Source organism: Streptomyces sp. NPDC001604 (genome assembly GCF_042893475.1).
Lineage (GTDB): Bacteria > Actinomycetota > Actinomycetes > Streptomycetales > Streptomycetaceae > Streptomyces.
On sequence record NZ_JBIAUY010000008.1, the window covers coordinates 185,522 to 209,742 of the forward strand.

Here is a 24,221-nt window from a genome sequence, read left to right on the forward strand (position 1 = left end):
GCCCTATCAGAATGCCGGTAAATACTGCCGCCCGTCCGCCGGTTCTCACCCTTCGAACGGGATACCTACTTGCCTCCGGCATACCCACGAGTGCATGTGCCCCCAGGACTCGTGCACTCACAGTAATCCTACGATCACCCGTCCAGCCATGGCGATCCCGGAAACGCCACCATTCGCCACCCCTTCGAATGAACTCAGTGTCGCCTCGGCGCGATTCACTTGACATAGACCAACCCGGAGTAGGCGGAGCGATGCACTCAGGGGCGTGCGCCGTCGAGTTCACCACCCGGGGCACTTCGAGCGCCGCCCGGACCACGCGGGGCCGATGCGTCCGGAACACAGGGTCACGTTCCGCATCCGCGTCGTAACCACCGACGCGTCGGACCCGTTGGAGGGGGCATGGGCTTCACGATCGGCGGCATCCGGGAGATCCGCTCCGGCTCGCGTCGGCGCGGCCGCTCCTCGGAGTGCACCGCCGTCGCCGAGTTCACGGGGTTGTGGGGCTGGGACGCGGTCCCGGGCGCCCGGGCCGCGGCGGGCGACTGCTCCTGCGGCCGGACGGACTGCAGCGCACCGGGGGCGCATCCCCTGGAGTTCGCGCCCCAGGTCCAGGCCGGCGCCACGCTCGACGAAGTGACCAAGGCGTGGAGCGAGTTCCCCGGGGCGTCGGTCATGCTCGCCGTCGGCCGGGCGTTCGACGTCATCGAGGTGGCCGAGCCCGCAGGCCGCCGCGCCCTGGTCCGCCTGGAGCGGATGGGCCTCCCGGTCGGCCCGGTCACCGCGACCCCCGAGGGCCGCGCCCAGTTCTTCGTCGCCCCCGGAGCCGCCGCCGAACTCCCCGAGCTGCTCTACCGCATGGGCTGGGACGACCCGACCTCCCTCGACCTGCACGGCCTGGGCCCCGGCACGTACATCACGGCTCCGCCCTCCGACCGGGGCGGCCTGGGCCCGGTGCGCTGGCTGCGGCCGCCCGCCCTGGACTCGGCCACGAAACCGCCGGCGGCACGGCTGCTGCTGGGGACGCTGGCCTATGCGGCGCATCGGTCGCGGGCGTAGGCCCAGGGCCGCCCCCCAGCCGTACACAGCGAAGCGCCCGCTCCCCAACTGCACCTTGGGAAACGGGCGCTTCTTCGGCCACAGACCACATACCGACTCTGGTAGGTGGGGGGTCACTCTCCGATAAGGGCGTCAACGAACGCCTCCGGCTCGAACGGCGCCAGGTCGTCGGCGCCCTCGCCGAGACCCACCAGCTTGACCGGTACGCCCAGCTCGCGCTGGACCGCGATCACGATGCCGCCCTTCGCCGTACCGTCGAGCTTGGTGAGCACGATGCCGGTGATGTCGACGACCTCGGCGAACACGCGGGCCTGCACCAGGCCGTTCTGCCCGGTCGTCGCGTCGAGGACGAGCAGGATCTCGTCCAGCGGGGCGTGCTTCTCGACGACGCGCTTGACCTTGCCGAGCTCGTCCATCAGTCCGGTCTTGGTGTGCAGGCGCCCGGCGGTGTCGATGAGGACGACGTCGGAGCCCATCTCCTTGCCCTCCTTCACCGCGTCGAAGGCGACGGAGGCGGGGTCGCCGCCCTCCGGCCCGCGCACGGTGTGGGCGCCGACCCGCTCGCCCCAGGTCTGCAGCTGGTCCGCGGCGGCCGCACGGAAGGTGTCGGCGGCGCCGAGGACGACGCTGCGGCCGTCGGCGACCAGGACGCGGGCGAGCTTGCCGGTGGTGGTGGTCTTGCCGGTGCCGTTGACGCCGACGACCATCACGATGCCGGGCTTGCTGGTCTCGGGCTCGGTCTTCACCGTGCGGTCGAGGTCGGTGCCGACCAGCTTGAGGAGTTCCTCCCGCAGCAGGCCGCGCAGCTCGGCAGGGGTGCGGGTGCCGAGCACCTTCACACGCTCGCGCAGGCCCTCGACCAGCTCCTGGGTGGGGGCCACGCCGACGTCGGCGGTGAGCAGGATGTCCTCGATCTCCTCCCAGGTCTCGTCGTCGAGGTGCTCGCGCGACAGGAGCGCGAGCAGCCCCTTGCCGAGCGCGTTCTGGGAGCGGGAGAGGCGGGCGCGCAGCCGGACCAGGCGTCCGGCGGTCGGCTCGGGGACCTCGATCTCGGGGATTTCGAGGACGGGCGGCTCCTCGACGGCGACCGGCGCCGAACCGTCCGGAAGATCCACCTCCTCTATCGTCCGGCGCGGTTCGTCGCGGGGTGTCTCGGCCTCGTCGCCGACATGCGGCTCGGCCGGAGGGGCGGTGATGTCGGGCGCGGCGGGGGGCGGCGGGGGCAGCGACTTCTTCCGTCGGCTGCCGACGATGAGCCCGCCGAGCGCGCCGAGCACGACCACGGCGATGACTACAGCAAGGATGACGGTTTCCATAACGGGTCCAGTATCAGTCATGGAGTCCTGCGACACCCCTCTGGATGTCTGACACACCGTCAGCTAACGTCCCCCGCACCACCCGCCCGGTGAAGGGGGACCCCCATGCCCGTCTCCGTCGTACGTTTCAACCTCGTCGAACCCGGCGCCACCCCCGCCTCGCTCGCCGCCCGCTACCGGGCCGCCCTGGAGATGGCCGCGTACGCCGACGAGCACGGGATCACCACCGTGCAGACGGAGGAGCACCACGGCGCCGACAACAACTGGCTGCCGTCACCGTTCGCCTTCGCGGGGGCGGTCTTCGGCGCCACCCGGCGCATCGCGGTCACCGTCTCGGCGGTGATCGGCCCGCTGCACGACCCGCTGCGGCTGGCCGAGGACATCGCCGTACTGGATCTGCTGAGCGGCGGGCGGCTGGTGACCGTCGCCGGGATCGGATACCGGCCGGAGGAGTACGCCCAGTTCGACGTGGACTGGAAGCGGCGCGGCAGGCTCCAGGACGAGCTGCTGGAGACGGTGCTGAAGGCCTGGACCGGGGAGGAGTTCGAGTACCGGGGCCGTACGGTACGGGTCACCCCGCGCCCCTTCACCGAGCCGCACCCCCTGCTCCTGGTCGGCGGCTCCTCGAAGGCCGCAGCCCGGCGTGCGGCCCGTTTCGGTCTCCCCTTCTTCCCCAGCGCACATCTGCCGGAGCTGGAGGCGTACTACAAGGAGCGGCTCGTCGAGTACGGCACCGAGGGCTGGACCATGATGCCCGCGGCCGAGACCCCGCTGCTGCACCTCGCCGAGGATCCCGACCGGGCGTGGGCCGAGTACGGCGAGCACTTCCTGCACGAGGCGCGGACATACGCCTCCTGGCAGTCCGGTGACATCCGCTCGGCGGTGAAGTCGGCGGCCACGAGCGTGGCCGAGCTGCGCGCCGAGGGCGTGTACCGGATCCTCACCCCCGACGAGTGCGTGGCGCAGGGGCTCGACAGCCTCGTACTGCATCCGCTGGCCGGTGGGATGCCTGTGGAGGAGGGGTGGCGGAGTCTGCGTCTGTTCGCCGAGCGGGTGCTTCCGGCGCTGGGGGCTGAGCCGGGGCGATGACCGGTGGTCGGGCGGGGCCCGGCGGTGGTCCACTGCGGCCATGAGTCTGCTGGTGGAGAAGTGCTCGTCCGGGAACCGGACGGCGAGATACGGATGCTCGACGTGCCGGACGACCGAATCATCGAGGAGAGCATCCGCAAGGCCCTGGAGATCGGCGGTGGCGTCCTCATCCGGTGGGACAGGAGGCCGCCGCCCCCGCCCGGGCGGTGCCGGGCGGGGGCGGCGGACGGTACGAGGAGAGGGGCAGCGGGGACTTGGCCCTTCTCCCCGAGTGTGCGGGGCTGCTCAGCCCATCTCCTCCAGCGCCTTGCCCTTCGTCTCCTTCACGAACTTCAGGACGAACGGGACGGAGAGCGCCGCGAAGACCGTGTAGATCACATAGGTCGCGGAGAGGTTCCAGTCGGACAGTGACGGGAAGCTCGCGGTGATGGCCCAGTTGGCGATCCACTGCGCGGAGGCGGCCACGCCCAGGGCGGCGGCGCGGATCTTGTTCGGGAACATCTCGCCGAGCATGACCCAGACGACCACACCCCAGGACAGGGCGAAGAAGAGCACGAAGACGTGCGCGGCGATCAGGGCGGTCCAGCCCTGCGCGGCCGGCAGCTTGCCGTCGACCAGGTGGTACGAGAAGGCCCAGGCCTCCAGCGCGAGACCGACGACCATGCCGATCGAGCCGATCAGGGCCAGCGGCTTACGGCCGATCCGGTCCACGAAGACCATGGCGATCACGGTGCCGACGATGTTGATGATCGACGTCGTGAAGGAGTAGAAGAACGAGTCCGTCGGGTCGACGCCCACCGACTGCCACAGGGTCGAGGAGTAGTAGAACGCGACGTTGATGCCGACGAACTGCTGGAAGACCGAGAGGCCGATGCCGATCCACACGACCGGCTTGAAGAAGAAGCCGCCGCCGAGCAGGTCCTTGAAGGCGGACTTGTGCTCGCTCTTCATCGCGTGCTCGATCTCGTTCACGCGGGCGTCCAGGTCGCCGTGCTCGCCCTCGACCTCGGCGAGGATCTCACGGGCGCGCTCGTGCCTGCCGACGGAGATGAGGAAACGGGGCGACTCGGGGATGGCGAAGGAGAGCAGGCCGTAGAGGACGGCCGGGATCACCATGACGCCGAGCATGACCTGCCAGGCCTCCAGGCCCATCAGCGTGCCGCGCTGGTCGCCGTCGGCGGCGTTCAGCAGACCCCAGTTGACCAGCTGCGAGATGGCGATGCCGATGACGATCGCGGCCTGCTGGAAGGAGCCGAGACGGCCGCGGTACGCGGGCGGGGCGACCTCGGCGATGTAGGCCGGGCCGATGACCGAGGCCATGCCGATGGCGAAGCCGCCGACCACGCGCCAGAGGGCGAAGTCCCACAGTGCGAAGGGCAGCGCCGAGCCGACGGCGCTGACGGTGAACAGCACGGCGGCGATCTGCATGACCCGGATGCGGCCGATCCGGTCGGCGATGCGGCCGGCGGTCGCGGCACCGATGGCGCAGCCGATCAGGGCGATGGCGATGACCTGGGCCAGGGCCGCGGAGCCGATCCCGTAGCGGTCCCGGATGGCCTCGACTGCGCCGTTGATCACGGAGCTGTCGTAGCCGAACAGGAAACCGCCCATCGCGGCCGCCGCCGCGATGAAGGTGACGCGCCCGAGGTGCTCGGGACGAGCCGTTCTGGCTCCTGACTTCTGTGCCTGCACTGTGCTGGTCACGTTCAACTCCTCGGGCCACCGGCAGCGCTGCCGGGTGGGGGACCCTTCCCGGTGGGTAACACCTGAAGGTAAAAGCAACGTTGCCGAGACTATGCCTTCAAGTTTCGAAGTCAAGGGGTCATGCCTGTGACTTTTCAGCATGCTTGTGACGGGAATGTGTTCAAGTCTTGAAGAGATTGCCCAACCCAGCCGCCGGCTGAGGTCAACGCAGCCGCTGGCTGATGACCTTTGACACACCGTCGCCCTGCATGGAGACGCCGTACAGCGCGTCGGCGACCTCCATGGTCCGCTTCTGGTGGGTGATCACGATCAGCTGCGAGGCCTCCTGCAGCTCCTGCATGATGCGGATGAGCCGCTGCAGGTTGGTGTCGTCGAGCGCGGCCTCGACCTCGTCCATGACGTAGAACGGGCTCGGCCGGGCCTTGAAGATGGACACCAGCAGCGCGACGGCCGTGAGCGAGCGCTCACCGCCCGAGAGCAGCGACAGCCGCTTGACCTTCTTGCCCGGTGGACGGGCCTCGACGTCGACGCCCGTGGTGAGCATGTTGTCGGGGTCGGTCAGGATCAGCCGTCCCTCACCGCCCGGGAACAGCCGGCTGAACACGCCCTCGAACTCACGGGCCGTGTCCCGGTAGGCCTCGGTGAAGACCTGCTCGACGCGTTCGTCGACCTCCTTGACCACCTGGAGGAGGTCGGCGCGGGTCTTCTTGAGGTCTTCGAGCTGCTCGCTGAGGAACTTGTGGCGTTCCTCCAGTGCGGCGAACTCCTCCAGGGCAAGCGGATTGACCTTGCCGAGCTGCTGGTAGGCCCGCTCGGCGGCCTTGAGCCGCTTCTCCTGCTCGGCGCGGTGGAAGGGCCTGGGCTGGTTGCGCGGGTGCTCGGGATCCTCGGGCAGCTCCTCGCCCTCGGCGGGCGGGGAGGGCGGTACGAGCTGGTGCGGGCCGTACTCGGACACGAGCCCGGCCGGCTCCACGCCCAGCTCCTCCAGCGCCTTGGTCTCCAGCTGCTCGATCCGCATGCGCTTCTCGGCACCGAGCACCTCACCGCGGTGGACGGAGTCGGTCAGCTTGTCGAGCTCGCCCTTGAGGTCGCGGCCCGCGCTTCGGGCGGCGGCCAGTTCCTGCTCCCGCCGGGCCTTGGCGGCGTCGGCCGCAGTGCGTTCCTCCTCGGCGCGGGCGAGGGAGACCTCTACGTGCGCAAGCAGCTGGCGTGCGCCGGAGGCGACGGCTTCCGCCACGGACGCCTCGTACTTGAGGCGCGCCCGGCGCTGCTCGGCACGCGCGCGTGCCTCGCGCTCCGCTCGGGCGGCGCGGTCGAGGGAGTCGGCGCGGCCGGCGAGTCCTTTGACGCGCTCTTCGTGCGTACGGACCTGGAGCCGGGCCTCCATCTCGGTCTGGCGGGCGTTGGCGCCGTCGGCGGCGAGACGGTCCCGTACCGAGGTGTCCGGCTCCTCCTCGACGGGCATCTCCTCGGCGACCGCGAGGCGTTCGGCGAGGACCTCGACCTCTTCGAGGGCCTTGTCCAGCGCTTCCTGCGCCCGCGCGGCGGCGGCGACGGTGCGCTCCGCTTCGCCCGCCGCGCCACGTGCCTGCCCGGCGAGCCGGCCCAGCTGCTGCGCCACGGCCGACTTCTCCCGGTCGGCGGCCCTGCGCTTCTCCCCCAGCTCCTCCACGAGCGCCGCGCATTCCCTGCGGCGCTCGGTGGCCGCGTGCTGTGCCGCGGTGAGTTCCTCGCAGCGGACGGCGAGCTCTTCCAGCTCGGCGGCCGCCTCGTCGACGGAGGCCTGTACCTCCAGCAGGCTGGGGGCGCCGGCGGAACCGCCGTGCGCGAAGTGCGCGCCGAGGAGGTCGCCTTCGGCGGTGACGGCGGTGAGGTCCGGTCGTCTGTAGACGAGCTCCTCTGCGTCTTCGAGGGTGGCGACGACGACGACGCCTGCGAGGAGACGGCGGATGGCGGGCATGAGGTCGGAAGGCGCACGGACGAAATCTGCCGCGTGAGGTTGTTGGGTGTCTGCGGGTTCGCTGTGGCTGGTCGCGCCCTGCGGCGGAGCCGCATCTTGATACAGCCCCGCACCCGTTTGGGGCGCTTCCGGCGCACCCGCCAACAGCAGTGACGCCCGGCCGCCGTCCTGCTTGCGCAGCAAGCGGATCGCGTCCGCCGCGGCCGACGGGGACGTCACCGCGAGGGCGTCCGCCGCCGCGCCGAAGGCGGCCGCCAAGGGGACCTCGTACCCGGGCGTGATCGTCAGCAGTTCGGCAGCTGGGCCGAGCAGACCGGAGAGACGATCCTTCGCCCCCAGCAGCGCCCCCGTCCCGTCCTTCCTGCGCAACCCCATCGCCAGCGCCTCGTGGCGGGCCTGGGTCGCGGCTCGTTTGCGCTCCACCGCTGTGGCCGCCTCCCGGGCGGCGGTCAGGGCGGCCTCCGCCTCGGCCAGCTGCTGCTTGGCCGCCGCGTGCTGCTCGGCCAGTTCCGTGTCGTCCGCGTCGAGGCCGTCGACCTCGGCCTTGAGCGCCTCGTACTCCTCCTGGGCGGCGACGGCCCGCTCCTGTGCCTCGTCCCGGGCCGTGGCCAGGCGGTCGATCTCCGCCTGTGCGGACGCGGCGCGCGAACGGGCCGCGCCCACCTGCCCGTTCAGCCGGGCGAGGCCCTCGCGGCGGTCGGCGATGGCGCGGGCGACGTCCTTCAGGCGCCGTTCCTCCTGCGTGAGTTCGCGCTCCAGCTCGGCCCGGTGCGCGACCGTGTCCTCCAGGGCCCGCTCGGCCGCCTCCAGAGCGGCCTCGAGTTCGGCCTCCTGCTCGCGGACACGGGCGGCCTCGCGCTCCATGTCCTCGGGATCGCGGCCGCGCCGCTCCTCCGGCGGCGCCGACGTCGCGCTCTTCACCCGAGCGTCGGCCAGCGAGATCGTGCCGCGCACCCGCTCGGCCAGCTGCGACAGCTCGTACCAGGTCTGCTGGGCCCGCTGGAGCCGGGGAGCGAGCTGCCGTACCTCGTCCTCCAGGAGCGCCTCGCGCTGCAGTGCCTTCTTCAGCTCCTGCTCGGCGGCTTCCTTGCGTTCCTTGAGCGCGGCCTCGTCCGCGACCTCGGCCTTCAGTGCTTCCCGCAGCCGTACGAGATCGTCGGCCAACAGCCTCAAGCGCGCGTCCCGCAGATCCGCCTGGATCACTGCCGCCCGTCGGGCCACCGCCGCCTGCCGGCCCAGCGGCTTGAGCTGGCGGCGCAGTTCGTCCGTCAGATCCTGCACACGCGCGAGGTTGGCCTGCATCGCGTCGAGCTTGCGAAGGGCCTTCTCCTTGCGCTTGCGGTGCTTCAGCACACCCGCGGCCTCTTCGATGAAGGCCCTGCGGCCCATCGGATCCGCGTGCAGGACCGAGTCCAGCTGGCCCTGGCCGACGATGACGTGCATCTCTCGGCCGATGCCGGAGTCGGAGAGGAGTTCCTGGATGTCGAGGAGACGGCAGGTGTCACCGTTGATCTGGTATTCGCTGCCGCCGTTGCGGAACATGATCCGCGTGATCGTGACCTCGGCGTACTCGATGGGCAGGGCCCCGTCGGAGTTGTCGATGGTGAGGGACACCTCGGCGCGGCCCAGCGGCGGGCGTCCCGTGGTGCCGGCGAAGATGACGTCCTCCATCTTGCCGCCGCGCAGCGACTTGGCACCCTGCTCGCCCATCACCCAGCTCAGGGCGTCCACCACATTGGACTTGCCCGAGCCGTTCGGTCCCACGACACACGTGATGCCCGGCTCGAACCGGAGCGTGGTCGCCGAGGCGAACGACTTGAACCCGCGGAGGGTCAGGGCCTTGAGGTGCACGCCGCTGGACTCTACCTTCCGCCGGTATCCCACACGATGAAGCCTGGCGACCCCGCGGTTTCACCCTTGAACGTGCAGGGCACATCAAACGTTAAAGAGGGTGAAAGGATGTGCGGGGGAAAGAAAGAAGGGACGCCGAAGCGTCCCTTGCAAACTCTAAACTCTGACAACTTAGCGGTTGATACGGGCGGCCCAACCACTGCTGTCGTGGTTCGATGCAGTGATCAGGTGAGCGCAGGCTCCGCCTGGTGTGCGTCGATGCTCTCCATGATCCTGTCGTGAGAAGCGGCAGCCGCGAGCGCGTCGTTCTCCGCCTGGATCCGTACGAGCTCGGATTCCAGGTCCTGGACGCGCTGCTGGAGCCGTCGCATCTCGGCGAGGAGTCGAGGGTCGGAGCCGCCGACGTAACCGAGAAGCGCCTTTGCCATGATGGATGGTCCTCCACACTGAGTGACCGACCGAAGCGGTGTGGGTCGTGAGGGAATCGCACCCGCGGTGCTTGACACTATGGAGTTCATGCTGCCGTTCATCCATGCCAAACAGCTAAGGTGCGCGGGGTGCTTTCAGCGTCTCACCAAAAAGTTTGACGGTCAACACGATCACGCCCTGTATTGGCGGGCAACCCGGGGGCGCGCGGCCTGAAGGCGGCGGCGCTGCGACTCCTGCGGGGCCCTCAGGGCGTGGCGATCATTCTTGGGTGCGCAGCCTGCCACGACAAGCGCTTCTTGGCAACCACCAGGCAATTTCTGCTCCGGGCAGCTGCCGGTGGCATGTCCGTCCGCTTTCACCGGGGCCGCTTTACAGAATCGGCTCAGCGGATGGCGAAGCCGTCGTACCCCCCGCGAGGTGTGTCCCAGATCTCGGTGACACCGTCAACGCGGCCGGGCGTGTCGTCGCCCTGGAGCCAGTCGAGCAGTCCCTCGCACTGCTCGCGGGAGCCCTCGGCGACCACCTGGACCCGTCCGTCGCCCAAATTGAGAGCAAAACCACTCAGGCCGCCGAGCTCGAGGGCCTTGGCCCGCGTGAACCAGCGAAAACCCACACCTTGGACGCGTCCCCGCACCCAGGCGACCAGCCGCACATCCTCGCTCATGGGTGCAACCTAACCGGCCAATGTCTCTCGGGACACATCCTCCTCTGACGCCATGCGGTACCGTCCCCACCCAATGAATCTCATATGAAACTCACTCGATCGTGTGAGTTGGATCACTCGGCAAGATCATATGGGACACGTTGATCGCAAGACGAGGAAGGCCAAGACATGGGACGCCACCGACGCTCCGCCGCCGGCCGCGCCGCCACGGGCCGCGCCACGGGGGTCACAGGTAGGGACGGCTCGTACGCGAGCAGCTACGACCCCCAGCAGTACTCGTACAGCTACGACCCTCCGGAGACCGGCGCGGACGACGAGCGGCCCACTCTGGGCACCGCCCCCTATCTGCACTCCACGGAGTACGCCGAGGCCTCCGCGAGGAGCGCCGCGTACCTGTTCGCCACCGAGGACGACTACGCGACGGTGTTCCCGGAGCACGCTCCCGACAAGGGCTCCCGGCGTGGGGGCTCGCGCCGGCGCCGAAGGAAGGCCGTGACGCCGGTGCGCACCGGTCTGCTCGGGGTCTCCGCCGCCGTCGCCATCGGTACGGTCGCGGTCGCCACGGGTGCGATGCCCGGCCTCGACAACTACAGGCTGGGCGGCAGCGGCAGCTCCGACAAGGTGCAGGCCGCGAACACGCCGACCAACTCGGCGACCGAGCAGGGCGGCACCTCCGGCAGCGCTTCCGGCCGTGACCAGGGTTCCTCGACGAGCCGCGACGCCGACCGCTCGGCCTCGCCCTCGCCGAGCCCGTCGACCTCCTCGGCCGCGCCGACCCAGGCGCCGGAGAAGCCGAAGGCCACGCCCACCCAGAAGCCGCAGACGACGCCGGCGCAGAAGGAGACCAAGCCGCCCGCGCAGACCACCGCTCCGGTGGCGGTCTCCGCGGCGGCGGCCGCCGAGGCGGAGGTGCTCAAGCTGGTCAACGAGGAGCGGTCCAAGGTCGGCTGCAGCGCGGTGTCCGCCAACAGCACCCTGTCCCAGCTGGCGGAGAAGTTCAGCGACGCCATGGCTGCCGAGGGCTTCTTCGATCACACCGACCCCAGCGGCGCCTCGCCGTGGGACCGGGCGGCGAAGCTCGGCATATCCAACCTCGGCGGCGAGAACATAGCCCGGGGCCAGGCCGATGCGGCCGCCGTGATGGAGGCCTGGATGAACAGCCCGGGTCACCGTGCCAACATCCTGAACTGCGACTTCAAGACGCTGGGCGTCGGTGTGCACTTCGGGTCCGGTGGCCCCTGGTGGACGCAGGACTTCGGCTACTAGACGGAGCGACGACTGGTGCACTAACTCACGGTTAGTGCAACCTGTCGGTTAGCGCTGCACTCAAGTACGCTTGAGGTATGGACACCACGCAGGAGCTCTGGCAGGCGGACGACCTCCCGTACAACGTGTTCGCCAAGGCCTGCCCATCGCGCGGCACGCTGGAGCACGTCACGGGCCGCTGGGGCGGCCTGACGCTCTGCGCCCTGTTCGAGGGTTCCCTGCGCTTCAACGAGCTGCGCCGTCGTGTCGACGGCGTGAGCGAGAAGATGCTCTCCCAGACCCTGCACGCGCTGGAGCGCGACGGCCTGGTGCACCGCGAGGCCCAGCCGACGAACCCGCCCCGCGTGGACTACGAACTCACCCCGCTCGGCCGCGAGGTCGCCGAGCGGCTGCTGGCCCTCGTCCATCTGCTGGAGGGCCGCATGGACGACGTCCTCGCGGCCCGCGAGCGTTACGACACCACGCGCGGCGGCCTCTGACACTTCGGGCAGAAGTAGCTGGACCGGTTCATCCAGGGGCGCCGCCGCATCGGCGTGGCGCACCTCTTGCAGGGCAGACCCTCCCGGCCGTACGCGTCCAGCGACCGGTCGAAGTAGCCCGACTCCCCGTTGACGTTGACGTACAGGCTGTCGAAGCTGGTGCCGCCCACGGCGAGCGCCTGGTTCATCACGTCCCTTGTGTGGCCGAGGAGTTCGGCGGTGCGCGGGCGGGTGAAGCTCGCGGTGGGGCGTTCGTAGTGGATGCGGGCGCGCCAAAGGGCCTCGTCCGCATAGATGTTGCCGACTCCGCTGATCAACGACTGGTCGAGCAGGGCCCGTTTGATGGTGCTGCGCTTGCGGCGCAGCGCCTGGTGGAAGGCCTCGTCGTCGAAGAGCGGGTCGAGGGGGTCGCGCGCGATGTGCGCGATGACGTCGGGCAGGCCCTCGGGGGTGTTGTCGTGCAACGACAGGCCGCCGAAGGTGCGTTGGTCGACGAAGCGGAGTTCCGTCGCAAGGTCGTCCGCGAAGCGCACACGGATCCTGAGGTGCTTCTCGTCGGGGGCCGCGTTCGGCTGGACCAGCAGCTGGCCGCTCATGCCGAGGTGGGCGAGGACCGACTGGTGGGTGTCCTCCAGGGGCAGCCACAGGTACTTGCCGCGGCGGCTGGGGACGCCGATGCGGTGGCCCTTGAGGCGGTGCGCGAAGTCGTCGGCGCCGGCCACATGACGGCGTACGGCACGCGGGTGCAGCACCTCGGCGTCGGCGACGACGCGATGGGCGACCCACCGCTCCAGACCGCGCCGGACGACCTCGACCTCGGGCAACTCGGGCATCGGGACCCCCGTACGGGCTGTGGATGAACCGAGCGCCCGCCCCGGGGAGGGACGGACGCTCGGGTCGCTGTTCGTCAGAAGGAGACTTCCGCCGGTGAGACGTCGGTCAGGCGGAGACGGACGACGGTCCTTCGCCGTCCTGGGCGGCTTTCTCGGCTGCGGCCTTCTCGGCCGCAGTCCTGGCGCGCTCGTCCGCCGCGGCCCGGATGGACCGCCACGCGGATTCCGCGGCCTGCTGCTCCGCCTCCTTCTTGCTGCGGCCGGTGCCGGTGCCGTACGAGACGCCTCCGACGCGGGCGGCAGCAGTGAAGGTCTTCTCGTGGTCGGGGCCGGTCTCCGTGACCAGGTACTCGGGCACGCCGAGGCTCTCGGTCGCGGTGAGCTCCTGGAGGCTGGTCTTCCAGTCCAGGCCGGCTCCGAGGTTGGAGGACTTCTCGATCAGCGGGTCGAAGAGCCGGTGGACGAGTTCGCCCGCCGCTTCAAGACCCTGGTCGAGATAGACAGCGCCGATCACCGCTTCAAGGGTGTCGGCGAGGATGGACGCCTTGTCCCGGCCGCCCGTGCCCTCTTCGCCCCGGCCGAGCCGGATGAAGGAACCCAGGTCGAGCCCGCGGCCCACCTCCGCCAGCGCACGCGAGTTGACCACCGCGGCCCGCAGCTTGGCCAGCTGGCCCTCGGGCAGGTCGGGGTGGGTGCGGTACAGCGTGTCCGTGACCACGAGACCGAGCACGGAGTCCCCGAGGAACTCAAGCCGCTCGTTGGTCGGCAGACCGCCGTTCTCGTACGCGTACGAACGGTGGGTCAGCGCTCGCACCAGAAGGGCGGACTCGAGCTTGTACCCGAGCCGCCCTTCCAGAAGCGTGTGGGACGAGGCTGTGTTGTCCGACTTTTTCCTGGCGGTTGGGTCCGCCATGGCGTCATCCGCCTTCTTGGCAGTGGACACGGTGCCTCTCACCAGCCGCTCAGACCTCGAGGACCTGGCGCTTGTTGTAGGTGCCGCAAGACGGGCACGCGATGTGCTGCTGCTTGGGCTCGTGGCAGCGCTCGCACGCAACCAGGGTGGGGACCGCAGCCTTCCACTGCGACCGGCGGTGGCGCGTGTTGCTGCGCGACATCTTCCGCTTCGGAACAGCCACGGCTACTTCTCCTGCTTCTCGTCGACGCCCGCTTCGGCGCCGCTCATCTCGTCCTTCTCGCCGTCTCCGAGTGAACCGGCGAGTCCCTGCAGTGCCGCCCAACGGATGTCGACGGCGTCATGGTGGTGGTCCGGGTCGTCCGCCAGCCGCGCTCCGCACTCGGAGCACAGACCGGGACAGTCTTCCTGGCACACCGGCTGCATCGGCAGTGCGAGCACCACCGCATCGCGCAGCACGGGCTCGAGGTCGAACAGGCCGTCCTCGATGAAGAGCCTGTCCTCGTCTTCCTCGGCGTCGTCGGCCGGCTCCGCTTTGGGGCGGCCCCGGTCATCGGCGTCAGGGTACGAGAACATCTCCTGGAATTCCGCTTCGACGTCCAGCTGAAGCGGCTCCAGACACCTTACGCACTCCCCCTCGGCCTGTGCACGGGCGGTGCCTGTGACAAGCACCCCTTCCATGACCGACTCGAGACGGAGTTCGAGCTCCACCGGGGCGCCTTCCGGCACTCCGACGACTCCCGCGATACCGAGGTCCTTGGGAGCGTCGACCGTGCGGGTCAGGCGCTGCAGCGCACCGGGCCGCCGCCCCAGCTCGTGTGTGTCGAACACGAGAGGCTTGCGGTGGTCGAGGCGGGCGTTCAGAGCCATTCCTGCTTTCGGTCTTCCAGCTCAGGGGGACGCTGCCCTTCGGTGTCCCCGGGCAGCGCTGATCGCGGACGTACACGCGACCGAAGAGCCAGGATACTGGACCTTTCGCTCACGGCCCAATCCGGTGGCTGCTTACTGGCCGCGCCCCTGTTCGTAGGCTCTCAGCTGCTCGGGTGTGATCATGCCGGTGTCGAAGAGACTGGTCTCGTCGAGGGCGTACGACTGGTGCGCCTGCTGCGTCTGGTGCCCCTGCTGCGCCTGGCCGGGGTCGTACGCCGCCTGCTGGGCGTCGTAGCCCTGGTAGGCATACGGATCGGCCTGCTGGTAGCCGTAGGCGTCCTGCTGGCCGTACGCCTGCTGCTGGTACCCGGCGCCGTACGGATCGGTCTGCTGCTGATAGCCGTACGCCGGCTGCGGCTGGCCGTAGTCCTGCTGCTGGGCGGGCTGCTCGGCCGGGGCCTTCGGCTCCGCGACGGCGGCGAGGTCGGCCAGGTAGTCGGCGTCGCTGGAGTGCTGGAAGGACGTGGAGTCGTCGGCGAGGGCGCCGAGGTCGTCGGTGGCGATACGGCCGTGCAGCTTCTGGCGGCCGCGGCCGACGGCCTCCAGGGTCTTGGCGAGGACCGCCTCGAAGGCGCCGAGCTTGGCGTCGACGTAGGCGTCGGCGTCCTTGCGCAGGGTCTCGGGGTCGTGGCTGCGCTCGGGGGCGTCCTCGTCCTCGTAGCCCTGCTCGTCGACGCCCGGGCCGGTGCCGAGGAGCTTCTCGCGGCCGCGGCCGACGGAACCGAGGGTCTTGGTGAGGACGACCTCGAAGTTGGCCAGCTTGGAGTCGACGTAGTCGTCGGCCTCCGCGCGGACCTCCTCGGCCTCCTGGCGGGCCTCGGCGAGGATGCGCTCGGCCTCGGCCTGGGAGCGGCGGGCGACCTCGGTGTCGGAGATGAGGGAGCCGCGTTCGGCGTGCGCCTGCCCGATGATCCGGTCGGCCTCCTGACGGGCCTGCTCGACCAGCTGCTCGCGGTCGCCGATCAGCTCCTGGGCCTGGGCGAGGGAGCCGGGGAGCGCCTCGCGCAGCTCTTCGAGCATCGAGAGCAGCTCGGCGCGGTTGACCACGCACGAGGCCGACATGGGCATCGACCGGGCGCCGGAGACCGCGGCGACGATCTCGTCGAGCTTCTTCTGCACGTCCACCGTGTGCTCGCCACTCTCTACAGCTGTGTTGGAGACGGACGGGACGACTGTAGCCCCATCAGTCCTTGCGCAGGCGTTTGTCGAGGGCCTCCAGGACGATCGGCGGCACCAGGTGGGAGACGTCCCCGCCCCAGGTCGCGACCTCCTTGACGAGCGAGGAGGACAGGAAGCTGTAGGTGGGGTTGGTCGGCACGAAGAGTGTCTCGACGCCCGAGAGACCGTTGTTCATCTGGGCCATCTGCAGCTCGTAGTCGAAGTCGCTGACCGCCCTGAGGCCCTTGACGATGGCCGGGATGTCCCGTTCCTTGCAGTAGTCGACGAGGAGCCCGTGGAAGGCCTCCACGATCACGTTGCCGTACTCGGCGGTGACCTGACGGATCAGGTCGATCCGCTCGTCGATCTCGAACAGGCCCTTCTTGGACTTGTTGATCATGACCGCGACATAGACCTCGTCGTACAGGCGAGAGGCACGGGAAATGATGTCGAGGTGTCCGTTGGTGATGGGGTCGAACGACCCGGGACAGACGGCGCGGCGCACTAGTGATCCCTCGCTCTCCGGTCCGGTCATCGTGCGTCTTCGCACGTAGAGGCGGCGCGACCGTACCAAAACGTTCCCTCGCCGTAGCGACGGGCCTTGACCGCGTCGAAACCCTCGGGCCACCTGAATTCGCCGCCTCTGGTGCTGCGCTCCACGGTGACGATCGCCTCCGGCGCGAGCCAGCCTCCCGAGCGGAGTGTGAGGAGAATCTCGCGAAGATCGTGATCTGTGACTCGGTACGGCGGGTCCAGGAAGACGAGGTCGTACGGCGGTGTCGGCGCCGGCGTCTGGATGATCTGTTCGGCTTTGCCCGCCCTCACCTCGGCGCCGGGGAGGCCGAGAGACTTCACGTTCTCGCGGATGACTCGGGCGGCGCGGGCGTCCGCCTCGACGAGGAGGGCGTGGCTCGCGCCTCGGGACAGCGCTTCCAGGCCTACGGCGCCGGAGCCGGCGTAGAGGTCGAGGACGCGTTCGCCTTCCAGGGGGCCGCCGAGGAGGGACTGCCAGGTGGAGAGGAGACCTTCGCGTGCGCGGTCGGAGGTGGGGCGGGTGCCGGTGCCGGGCGGCACGGCCAGGCGACGTCCGCCGGCGGCGCCGGCGATCACGCGGGTCATCTTTGGTTCCTCATTGAATGGACGACTTCAGGTTTCAGTGTGGCTGGTCGCGCCCCCGCGGCGGTAGCCGCATATGGATTACAGCCCCGCGCCCCTGGGGTGGGTTCTCCTCACCCCTTTTCCAAGTACTGCTCTCTCTCCTCGTCCAGAAGCGCGTCCAGGGCCGTCCGGAGGCCGGGCAGTCCCGTCAGTTCCGGGTCCGCCGCCACGACCGCCGCGGCTTCCTCCCTCGCCTCCGCGATGACCTCCTCGTCCTCGATGACCGCGAGGACCCGGAGGCTGGTGCGGGCGCCCGACTGGGCCTGGCCGAGGACGTCGCCCTCGCGGCGCTGTTCCAGGTCGATGCGGGAGAGTTCGAAGCCGTCGAGGGTGGAGGCGACCGCGGTCAGGCGCTGGCGGGCTGCGCTCGCCTCGGGCATCTCGGTGACCAGGAGGCAGAGGCCGGGGGCCGAGCCACGGCCGACGCGGCCGCGCAGCTGGTGGAGCTGGGAGACGCCGAAGCGGTCGGCGTCCATGATCACCATGGCGGTGGCGTTCGGGACGTTGACGCCGACCTCGATGACGGTGGTGGCCACCAGGACATCGGTGTCGCCGGCTGCGAAGCGGCGCATGACCGCGTCCTTGTCGTCGGGGTGCATCCTGCCGTGCAGGACCTCGACGCTCAGGCCCTGGAGGGGGCCCTTGGCGAGCTGGTCGGCCACGTCGAGGACGGCGAGCGGGGGGCGCTTCTCGGCCTCGTCCTCCGGGGATTTCTTCTTGCCGGACTTCTTCGGGTCGTCCTCCTCGTCGCCGATGCGGGGGCAGACGACGTACGCCTGGTGGCCGCCCTCGACCTCCTCGCGGACCCGCTCCCAGGCGCGGGCGAGGAAATGGGGCTTGTCGGCGGCCGGGACGACGTGCGAGGCGATGGGCGAGCGGCCTGCGGGGAGTTGGTCGAGGACCGAGGTCTCCAGGTCGCCGAAGACGGTCATGGCGACCGTGCGCGGGATGGGGGTGGCCGTCATGACGAGGAGGTGCGGGGGCTGTTTGCCCTTGCCGCGCAGGGCGTCGCGCTGCTCGACGCCGAAGCGGTGCTGTTCGTCGACGACGACCAGGCCCAGGTCGTGGAACTGGACCTTGTCCTCGATCAGGGCGTGGGTGCCGATCACGATGCCGGCCTCGCCGGTGACCAGGTCGAGCAGGGCCTGACGGCGGGCGGCGGCGCCCATGGAACCCGTCAGCAGCACCACCTTGGTGGAGTGCTCGGCACCGCCCAGCATCCCGCCCTCGGCGAGTTCGCCCATCATCTCGACGACGGAGCGGTGGTGCTGCTGGGCGAGGACCTCGGTGGGGGCGAGCATGGCGGCCTGGCCGCCGGCGTCGACGGTGGCCAGCATGGCGCGGAGGGCCACCATGGTTTTGCCGCTGCCGACCTCTCCCTGCAGCAGCCGGTGCATCGGATGCTCGGTGGCCAGGTCGTCGAAGATCTCCTTGGAGACCTTCTGCTGGCCCTCGGTGAGGGTGAAGGGGAGGCGGTCGTCGAAGGCGGTGAGCAGGCCGTCGGGCTTGGGTTTGCGGGCGACGGCCGGGAGTTGGGCGTCGGCGTGCCTGCGGCGGGCGAGGGCCACCTGGAGCACGAAGGCCTCGTCCCACTTGAGGCGGGCCCGGGCGTCCTCGATGTCGGCCTTGGTGTGCGGGCGGTGGATCTTGAGCAGGGCCTCGGGGAGGGAGACCAGGCCCCGGCCCTCGCGCAGTCCCTCCGGCAGCGGGTCGATGGCCTCCTGGGCGGTGGGCAGGACCGTCTGGAGCGCCTTGCCGATCTTCCAGGACTCCAGTTTGGCCGTGGCCGGGTAGATGGGGATGAGGGCGCCGGCCCAGGTCTCGACCGTCTCGTCGCTGTCGCCCCGTAGCAACTCGTAGGCCGGGTGGGCGAGTTGGAGGCGGCGGTTGAAGACGGAGACCTTGCCCGCGAACATCGCGCGGGTGCCCGGCAGGAGCTCCTTGTGGGGCTTGTGGACGCCGTTGCCGAAGAAGACCAGTTGGAGGCGGCCGCTGCCGTCGGTGATGGTGACCTCGAGCCGCTGGCCCTTGCCGCGGGGGGCCTTGGCGGAGGCGAAGGTGTGCAGGCGGGCGTCGGCGACCATCGCGACCACCGTGACGTGCTCGTCCATCGGGAGGTCGGCGAGGTGGGTGAGCTGGCCGCGCTCCTCGTATCTGCGCGGGTAGTGGTGGAGGAGGTCGCCGACGGAGTGCAGGCCGAGGTGCTCGGCCATCACCTTCGCGGTGGCGGGGCCGAGCACTGACTTCAGTGGTTGCTTCAGTGGTTCTTCCAGTGCGGGCACGAGATCCATTGCACACCACGCCACTGACAATCCCGTATACGTCCCGCGAAACCCCTGGTCAGACGGCTCGTTCCGGCCTTAGGATGGCGCGCTCCGGCCATCCCCCGCGGTCACCGCCCCACCAGGGACCGCCCGACCCCGCGCCGTCGCGAACCTCCCCCCACCGGCGCTGCGACGATGGACTCCCAGACTTCGAAGTCATCCCAGCCGTCCCAGTCACCCCAATCACCTCATACGTTCCAGGTCGACCTGCGCGGGCTGGTGGACCTGCTCTCCCATCACCTCTACTCCAGCCCCAAGGTCTATCTGCGGGAGTTGCTGCAGAACGCCGTGGACGCCATCACCGCCCGGCGCGCGGAGCAGCCCGACGCGCCGGCGCGGGTGCGGCTGCACACCCAGGCCGGTGCCCTGCGGGTGGAGGACACGGGAGTGGGGCTCACCGAGGCGGACGTGCACACCCTGTTGGCCACCATCGGGCGCAGTTCCAAGCGGACCGACCAGATCGCCGACGGGATCCAGGAGGCCCGGTCCGACTTCCTCGGCCAGTTCGGCATCGGCCTGCTGGCCTGCTTCGTGGTCGCCGAGCGGATCAGGGTCGTCAGCCGCAGCGCCCGTACGCCGGACGCGGCGGTCGTGGAGTGGACGGCGAGCGACGACGGTTCCTACACCGTGCGGACGCTGCCGCACGAGGCGCGGCCCGAACCGGGCACCACCGTGCACCTGGTGGCGCGGGCGGGGGCCGGGGAGTGGCTCGCGCCCGAGCGGGTGCTCACGCTGGCACGGGACTTCGGGTCGCTGCTGCCGTACGACGTCCGGGTCGGCGACGAGGCGGTCACCGACCTCCCGGCGCCCTGGGACCGGTCGTACCCCTCCCCCGCCAACCGGCGTGTGGCGCTGGCGCGGCACTGTCACGAGCTGTTCGGGTTCACCCCGCTCGACTCGATCGAGCTGAACGTGCCGCTCGCCGGGATCCGCGGAGTGGCGTACGTCCTTCCGTCGGCCGTGAGCCCCGCCCAGCGGGCGACGCATCGCGTGCATCTGAAGGGCATGCTGCTGACCGAGCGGGCCGAACAGCTGCTGCCGGACTGGGCGTTCTTCGTACGGTGTGTGCTGGACACCGACAGTCTGCGGCCCACGGCCTCGCGCGAGTCGCTGTACGAGGACGAGACGCTGGCCGCCGTACGGGAGGCGCTCGGTGAAAGGATTCGCTCCTGGCTGACCGGGCTCGCGGCCGGCGATCCGCAGCGGCTGGCGGCCTTCCTGTCCGTGCACCACCTGGGTGTGAAGTCCCTGGCGCGGCACGACCAGGAGATGCTGCGCACGATGCTGCCGTGGCTGCCCTTCGAGACCACCGACGGGCAGCTGTCACTGGAGGAGTTCGCGCAGCGGCACGCGGTGGTGCACTTCACGCGGACCGTGGAGGAGTACCGGCAGGTCGCGCCGATCGCGTCCGCGCAGGGCGTCGGGGTGATCAACGGCGGTTACACGTACGACAGCGAGCTGGTCGAGGCGCTGCCTTCGGTACGGCCCGGGACGGTGGTCGCGGAGCTGGACGCCGACACGGTGACCGCGCACCTGGACGCGGTCGACCCGGCCGAGGAGCTGGCCCTGTCCGGCTTCCTGGCGGCCGCGCGGGCGAAACTCGACCCCCTGGGGTGCGATGTGGTCCTGCGGGCCTTCCACCCGCTGTCCGTTCCCGCGCTGCACCTGGACGACCGGGCGGCCCGCCACGAGCAGGCCCGCGCCGAGGCCGAGGAACAGGCCGACGACCTCTGGGCGGGCATCCTGGGATCGCTGCGTGGCAGCGCCCCGCGCGCGCGTCTCGTGCTCAACCATCTCAGCCCGCTGGTCCGGCGGATCAGTTCGCTCGGCGATCCGGAACTGATCGGCACCGCCACCGAGTCCCTGTACGGGCAGGCGCTGCTCATGGCGCAGCGTCCGCTGCGGCCGGCGGACACGGCGCTGCTGAACCGGGCGTTCATCGGCCTGCTGGAATGGGCGACCCACGGGGAGGACGACAACTGATGAGCGGGATCACGGACTTCGACTCCCTGCGCCGCGCGATGGCGGAGAACTCCGAACGGCCGGAGGGGCCGGCGCGCAACGCGCGCGCGGAGCAGCTGCTCGTGGAGGCCGAGAGGCTGGGCATCCCGCTCGCCGTGATCGAGGCGCTCGGGCACCAGCTGAAGGTCTACAACTACAGCTCCGAGAAGGACAAGATGTTCGTCCCCTTCGCGCGTCTGCTGCGCATGTGGGACGAGCGGCCAGAGGACTTCGACGAGTACGAGGCGCACTCGCTGCACTGGGTCTTCAAATGGATGTCGTCCGGCATGCTCGACCAGCCGCATGTGCCGCTCGCCTCGATCGAGAAGTGGCTGGGCGAGATGGAGCACCGCTACCGGCTCGCCGGGCACTCCGAGCGGGCCGTACGCAGTGCCGAGTTCAGCGTGGCGGCGCACCTCGGGGACGTCGCGCGCGCGGAGCGGGCGTACGCCGCGTGGCTGGCCGCCGACCGGGACAGCATGGCCGACTGTCCTGCGTGCGAGCTGCACGGGCAGGGCTGGTGGCAGGCGGAGCGGGGGCGGGACGCGGAGGCGCTGCTGCTGTGGCGGCCGGTCCTGGAGGGCGAGTTCACGTGCGCCCACGAGCCGCACACGGTGCTCGCGTCGTCCCTGGTGCCCCTGCTGCGGCTGGGCCGCACGGACGAGGCGCGCGCCAACCATCTGCGGGGCTTCCGGCTGGTGCGGGGCATGGAGAGCATGCGGGGCGCGTATGCGGACCATGTCGAGTTCTGCGCGCTGACCGGGAACGAAGCGCGCGGTCTGGAGCTGCTCGCGGAGCGGCCGGCGTACTTCACGGACACCGGGCATCCGCGCAGCCGGCTGGACTTCCTGAGCGTGGTGACACTGCTCATGGAGCGGCTGGACGAGGTGGGTCTGGGAGACCGTGAGGTGCCCGGACCGGCGGGCCGGACGTGGACGGCGCGCGAACTCGCCACGCACGCGCGTGCCGAGGCGCTCGCGCTGGCGGCGCGTTTCGACGAGCGCAACGGCAATGCCTACGTCAGTGAGCGGGCACGCGCGCGTATGGCGCAGCGACCGCTGGTCGAGCGGTTGCCGCTCGGGGTGCGGGCGACGCGCCCGGTCTCGACGCCTCCGGTGGCGCCGCCGGCCACGGTGACCGCGGACGTGCCGGACCTGGCCGTCCTGCTGGCCGAGGCACGCCGACTCTCGCACACCCTGCAGCCGAACGCCATGGACGCCTGGGCGGCCGTCTCGCGTGCCGCGGAGGGCGTCGAGCTGGACGCCCGCGACCGCGCGGAGATCGCCGACCACGAGGCGATGGACCGGGGTCCGGAGGGCGCCGCACTCTTCGAACGGGCCGCCGAACTGTACGCGGAGGCCGGCGACCCCGGTGAGGCGCTGGCGGCACGCACGCGTGCGGCGTACGTACGGGCGCTGTCGGGCCGGGTGGAGGAAGCACTGGCGGCGGTCGCCGAGCCGTACGACCAGGTCCTGGCGCTGTACGCCGACGACGCCACCGGGGTGCGGCAGACGGCGTCCGTGCTGATGGGCCGGGCGCGGGTCCTGATGCGGCGGGTGCAGGAGGCGGGCGAGCCGGCCGCGGAAACGGTTCTCGCCGATGCCGAGAGCGCCGTACGTGAACTGCTCGCGCTGGTCGGCGGGTACACCGGGGACGATGTGCGGATCGCCGCGCGTCAGGCCGAGGCGCAGGCCATGCTCGCGGATCTGGCGGTGCGGGGCGGCGACCTGGAGACGGCCGTGGAACTGCTCGGGTGGGCCACGGCCGGGTTCGTCGGGGCCGGGCTGCCGTGGTTCGCGGTGGAGTACGAGGCGCGGCTGGCCGGGCTGGCGCATCACCTGGGCGACATCGCGGGGGCGGAACGGGCGCTGCGGGCGGCACTGGAGCACGGCGGGGCGCATCTGGAGGCGGTCGGTCGGGCCCAGCTGCATCTGCAGCTCGCCGAGGTGCTGGGCGGCCGGGGGCTGTCCGTGGAGGCCGCGGAGCATGCCCTGGAGGCGGCGCACTGGGCGGACGAGGCGGGTGAGGGCCCGACGCTCGGCGCCTGGGCGCGGCAGCAGCTCGGCGGGTTCCTGCTGCGGCAGGAGCGGTGGGCCGAGGCCGCGGAGGTGCTGGAGTCGGCGTTGCCCGACCTGAGCGCCGAGACGCACGGGGACGGCGCGGTCGTCCAGACGCTGTGGTGGCTCGGCGACTGTCTGAGTGAACTGGGCGAGCACCGCGAGGCGGCCGAACGGCGGCTGCAGGCCGCGGAGATCGCCGAGGAGTGGCCCGAGCAGCACGACCACGCGACACTCGCCCACCTCGCCGCCGAGTCGCTCGGCGCCGCCGGGCTGCCCGCCGAGGCGGACCAGGCGTACGCACGCGCGGGCGACCTGTGGCGCTCTGTGGGCAACGTCCACGGCCTCGTACGCTCCCTGCGCGCCCGCGCCTGGCTGGCGCTGCGCGCGGAGGACGGGACGGGCGCGGCCCGGGAGCTGATGGCGGGCGCGGTCCGGGAGTGCGAGACGGCGCTGGGCGCCGCCGGGGCCGACGAGGAGGCCCGGCAGCGGCTCGTCGCCGAACTCGGGCACACCCACCGCCAGTTCGGCGACCTGCTCGCCCGCTCCGCCACGGAGGACGCCGACGACGACTCGATCCGGGCGGCACTCGAGGACGCCCTGTCCGAGGTGACCGAGGCGATCGCGGTCTTCGCCTGCCTCGGCGACGACGCCCTGCACAGCCGCACCGGCGCCGAACTCGCCGCAGGCTGGCTGGAAGCCGACCTCGCCCGCCCCTCCCGGGCAGCAACACACGCCCGTACGGTCCTCGCCGCATACGACGGCGCCGACCCCGAGGACGAAACAGCCCAGGACCGAAAGGCGGAGGCGGAACAGATGCTGCAGGTGGTGGAGGAACAGGGGGCGGGCTGAGAGCGGGAGGCGAGCCCGGTCTGAGCCGGAGGCTCCGGGGTCGGCCAAGCCGGGGACTCTGGGGCGACTCAGGCCGGAAGCTCCGGGGCCTACTGCGGCCACTCCGGTCGACAGGGGCCGGCAGCCTCGCGACCGCCAAGGCCAGGAATCTCGCAGCCGACCAAAGCCGAAGCGGACGCGC

Annotated in this window: 18 protein-coding genes and 1 pseudogene; 6 read left to right on the forward strand and 13 right to left on the reverse strand. The window is 70.7% G+C overall.

All coding sequences use genetic code 11. From position 1 onward, the window contains the following. Positions 1 to 399: 399 nt before the first annotated feature. Positions 400 to 1,056 (forward strand): bifunctional DNA primase/polymerase, encoded by a 657-nt coding sequence (locus tag ACFY1E_RS23280; protein WP_389078980.1) that lies wholly within the window; start codon positions 400 to 402, stop codon positions 1,054 to 1,056. 113 nt (positions 1,057 to 1,169) lie between these two features. Here ACFY1E_RS23280 and ftsY read toward each other — a convergent pair whose 3' ends face one another. Beyond that, the gene (ftsY, locus tag ACFY1E_RS23285; RefSeq protein ID WP_389078982.1) at positions 1,170 to 2,372 is read right to left on the reverse strand and encodes a signal recognition particle-docking protein FtsY; all 1,203 of its coding nucleotides are present in this window, start codon (positions 2,370 to 2,372) and stop codon (positions 1,170 to 1,172) included. Between the two features lie 105 nt (positions 2,373 to 2,477). Here ftsY and ACFY1E_RS23290 point away from each other — a divergent pair, with 105 nt between their 5' ends. Then, on the forward strand, positions 2,478 to 3,461 hold the full coding sequence (locus ACFY1E_RS23290) for an LLM class flavin-dependent oxidoreductase (protein WP_389078984.1): 984 nt from the start codon (positions 2,478 to 2,480) through the stop codon (positions 3,459 to 3,461). A gap of 285 nt (positions 3,462 to 3,746) precedes the next feature. Here the strand turns inward: ACFY1E_RS23290 and ACFY1E_RS23295 are convergent, their stop codons facing one another. From ACFY1E_RS23295 to ACFY1E_RS23310, 4 genes are all read right to left on the reverse strand, one after another. Then, complete coding sequence (locus tag ACFY1E_RS23295; protein ID WP_389078986.1) at positions 3,747 to 5,165, reverse strand: sugar porter family MFS transporter; 1,419 nt, start codon at positions 5,163 to 5,165, stop codon at positions 3,747 to 3,749. 202 nt (positions 5,166 to 5,367) lie between these two features. After that, complete coding sequence (smc, locus tag ACFY1E_RS23300) at positions 5,368 to 8,976, reverse strand: chromosome segregation protein SMC (protein WP_389078988.1); 3,609 nt, start codon at positions 8,974 to 8,976, stop codon at positions 5,368 to 5,370. 224 nt (positions 8,977 to 9,200) lie between these two features. Beyond that, complete coding sequence (locus tag ACFY1E_RS23305) at positions 9,201 to 9,404, reverse strand: hypothetical protein (RefSeq protein ID WP_016432419.1); 204 nt, start codon at positions 9,402 to 9,404, stop codon at positions 9,201 to 9,203. A gap of 383 nt (positions 9,405 to 9,787) precedes the next feature. Beyond that, positions 9,788 to 10,069 (reverse strand): acylphosphatase, encoded by a 282-nt coding sequence (locus ACFY1E_RS23310; RefSeq protein WP_389078990.1) that lies wholly within the window; start codon positions 10,067 to 10,069, stop codon positions 9,788 to 9,790. A 168-nt stretch (positions 10,070 to 10,237) separates the two neighbouring features. Between ACFY1E_RS23310 and ACFY1E_RS23315 the strand changes: the two genes are divergently transcribed. Further along, on the forward strand, positions 10,238 to 11,335 hold the full coding sequence (locus tag ACFY1E_RS23315; protein WP_389078992.1) for a CAP domain-containing protein: 1,098 nt from the start codon (positions 10,238 to 10,240) through the stop codon (positions 11,333 to 11,335). A gap of 77 nt (positions 11,336 to 11,412) precedes the next feature. Further along, the gene (locus ACFY1E_RS23320; RefSeq protein WP_389078994.1) at positions 11,413 to 11,814 is read left to right on the forward strand and encodes a winged helix-turn-helix transcriptional regulator; all 402 of its coding nucleotides are present in this window, start codon (positions 11,413 to 11,415) and stop codon (positions 11,812 to 11,814) included. Here the strand turns inward: ACFY1E_RS23320 and mutM are convergent. The 8 genes and pseudogenes from mutM to recG form a co-directional block, all read right to left on the reverse strand. Then, entirely contained in the window at positions 11,787 to 12,647 is an 861-nt protein-coding gene (gene mutM / locus ACFY1E_RS23325) for a bifunctional DNA-formamidopyrimidine glycosylase/DNA-(apurinic or apyrimidinic site) lyase (RefSeq protein ID WP_344404862.1), read from the reverse strand. The genes ACFY1E_RS23320 and mutM overlap by 28 nt on opposite strands. Before the next feature lie 106 nt (positions 12,648 to 12,753). After that, positions 12,754 to 13,602: a ribonuclease III gene (gene rnc / locus ACFY1E_RS23330; protein WP_389078997.1), complete on the reverse strand. Its 849-nt coding sequence runs from the start codon at positions 13,600 to 13,602 to the stop codon at positions 12,754 to 12,756. Between the two features lie 7 nt (positions 13,603 to 13,609). After that, positions 13,610 to 13,783, reverse strand: coding sequence for a 50S ribosomal protein L32 (rpmF, locus tag ACFY1E_RS23335; RefSeq protein WP_003951102.1), 174 nt, complete (start codon positions 13,781 to 13,783; stop codon positions 13,610 to 13,612). Positions 13,784 to 13,785: 2 nt separating this feature from the next. Continuing rightward, positions 13,786 to 14,430, reverse strand: a complete 645-nt coding sequence (locus ACFY1E_RS23340) for a YceD family protein (RefSeq protein ID WP_344404864.1) — start codon at positions 14,428 to 14,430, stop codon at positions 13,786 to 13,788. Between the two features lie 132 nt (positions 14,431 to 14,562). After that, complete coding sequence (locus ACFY1E_RS23345) at positions 14,563 to 15,615, reverse strand: ATP synthase F0 subunit B (RefSeq protein ID WP_389079000.1); 1,053 nt, start codon at positions 15,613 to 15,615, stop codon at positions 14,563 to 14,565. Between the two features lie 58 nt (positions 15,616 to 15,673). Continuing rightward, on the reverse strand, positions 15,674 to 16,153 hold the full coding sequence (gene coaD, locus ACFY1E_RS23350; RefSeq protein WP_389079296.1) for a pantetheine-phosphate adenylyltransferase: 480 nt from the start codon (positions 16,151 to 16,153) through the stop codon (positions 15,674 to 15,676). A gap of 26 nt (positions 16,154 to 16,179) precedes the next feature. Continuing rightward, positions 16,180 to 16,779, reverse strand: a pseudogene (gene rsmD, locus ACFY1E_RS23355) (16S rRNA (guanine(966)-N(2))-methyltransferase RsmD); the annotation flags it as partial. Between the two features lie 98 nt (positions 16,780 to 16,877). Next, entirely contained in the window at positions 16,878 to 19,097 is a 2,220-nt protein-coding gene (gene recG, locus ACFY1E_RS23360; RefSeq protein WP_389079002.1) for an ATP-dependent DNA helicase RecG, read from the reverse strand. Positions 19,098 to 19,265: 168 nt separating this feature from the next. On the opposite strand from recG, the gene ACFY1E_RS23365 reads away from it, so the two are divergent. Together ACFY1E_RS23365 and ACFY1E_RS23370 are read left to right on the forward strand one after the other, a co-directional pair. Then, complete coding sequence (locus ACFY1E_RS23365; protein ID WP_389079005.1) at positions 19,266 to 21,113, forward strand: HSP90 family protein; 1,848 nt, start codon at positions 19,266 to 19,268, stop codon at positions 21,111 to 21,113. Next, a complete protein-coding gene (locus ACFY1E_RS23370) occupies positions 21,113 to 24,040 on the forward strand; it encodes a tetratricopeptide repeat protein (protein WP_389079006.1) in 2,928 nt (975 codons plus the stop codon). Before ACFY1E_RS23365 ends, ACFY1E_RS23370 begins: the two co-directional genes overlap by 1 nt. Positions 24,041 to 24,221 lie beyond the last annotated feature (181 nt).

Coding starts and splice junctions, on each gene's coding strand:
- ACFY1E_RS23280 (WP_389078980.1), top strand. CDS start 400: ATGGGCTTCACGATCGGCGGCATCCGGGAGATCCGCTCCGGCTCGCGT.
- mutM (WP_344404862.1), bottom strand. CDS start 12,647: ATGCCCGAGTTGCCCGAGGTCGAGGTCGTCCGGCGCGGTCTGGAGCGG.
- ACFY1E_RS23320 (WP_389078994.1), top strand. CDS start 11,413: ATGGACACCACGCAGGAGCTCTGGCAGGCGGACGACCTCCCGTACAAC.
- ACFY1E_RS23340 (WP_344404864.1), bottom strand. CDS start 14,430: ATGGCTCTGAACGCCCGCCTCGACCACCGCAAGCCTCTCGTGTTCGAC.
- ACFY1E_RS23305 (WP_016432419.1), bottom strand. CDS start 9,404: ATGGCAAAGGCGCTTCTCGGTTACGTCGGCGGCTCCGACCCTCGACTC.
- ACFY1E_RS23310 (WP_389078990.1), bottom strand. CDS start 10,069: ATGAGCGAGGATGTGCGGCTGGTCGCCTGGGTGCGGGGACGCGTCCAA.
- recG (WP_389079002.1), bottom strand. CDS start 19,097: ATGGATCTCGTGCCCGCACTGGAAGAACCACTGAAGCAACCACTGAAG.
- ACFY1E_RS23370 (WP_389079006.1), top strand. CDS start 21,113: ATGAGCGGGATCACGGACTTCGACTCCCTGCGCCGCGCGATGGCGGAG.
- ftsY (WP_389078982.1), bottom strand. CDS start 2,372: ATGGAAACCGTCATCCTTGCTGTAGTCATCGCCGTGGTCGTGCTCGGC.
- ACFY1E_RS23365 (WP_389079005.1), top strand. CDS start 19,266: ATGGACTCCCAGACTTCGAAGTCATCCCAGCCGTCCCAGTCACCCCAA.
- ACFY1E_RS23290 (WP_389078984.1), top strand. CDS start 2,478: ATGCCCGTCTCCGTCGTACGTTTCAACCTCGTCGAACCCGGCGCCACC.
- ACFY1E_RS23315 (WP_389078992.1), top strand. CDS start 10,238: ATGGGACGCCACCGACGCTCCGCCGCCGGCCGCGCCGCCACGGGCCGC.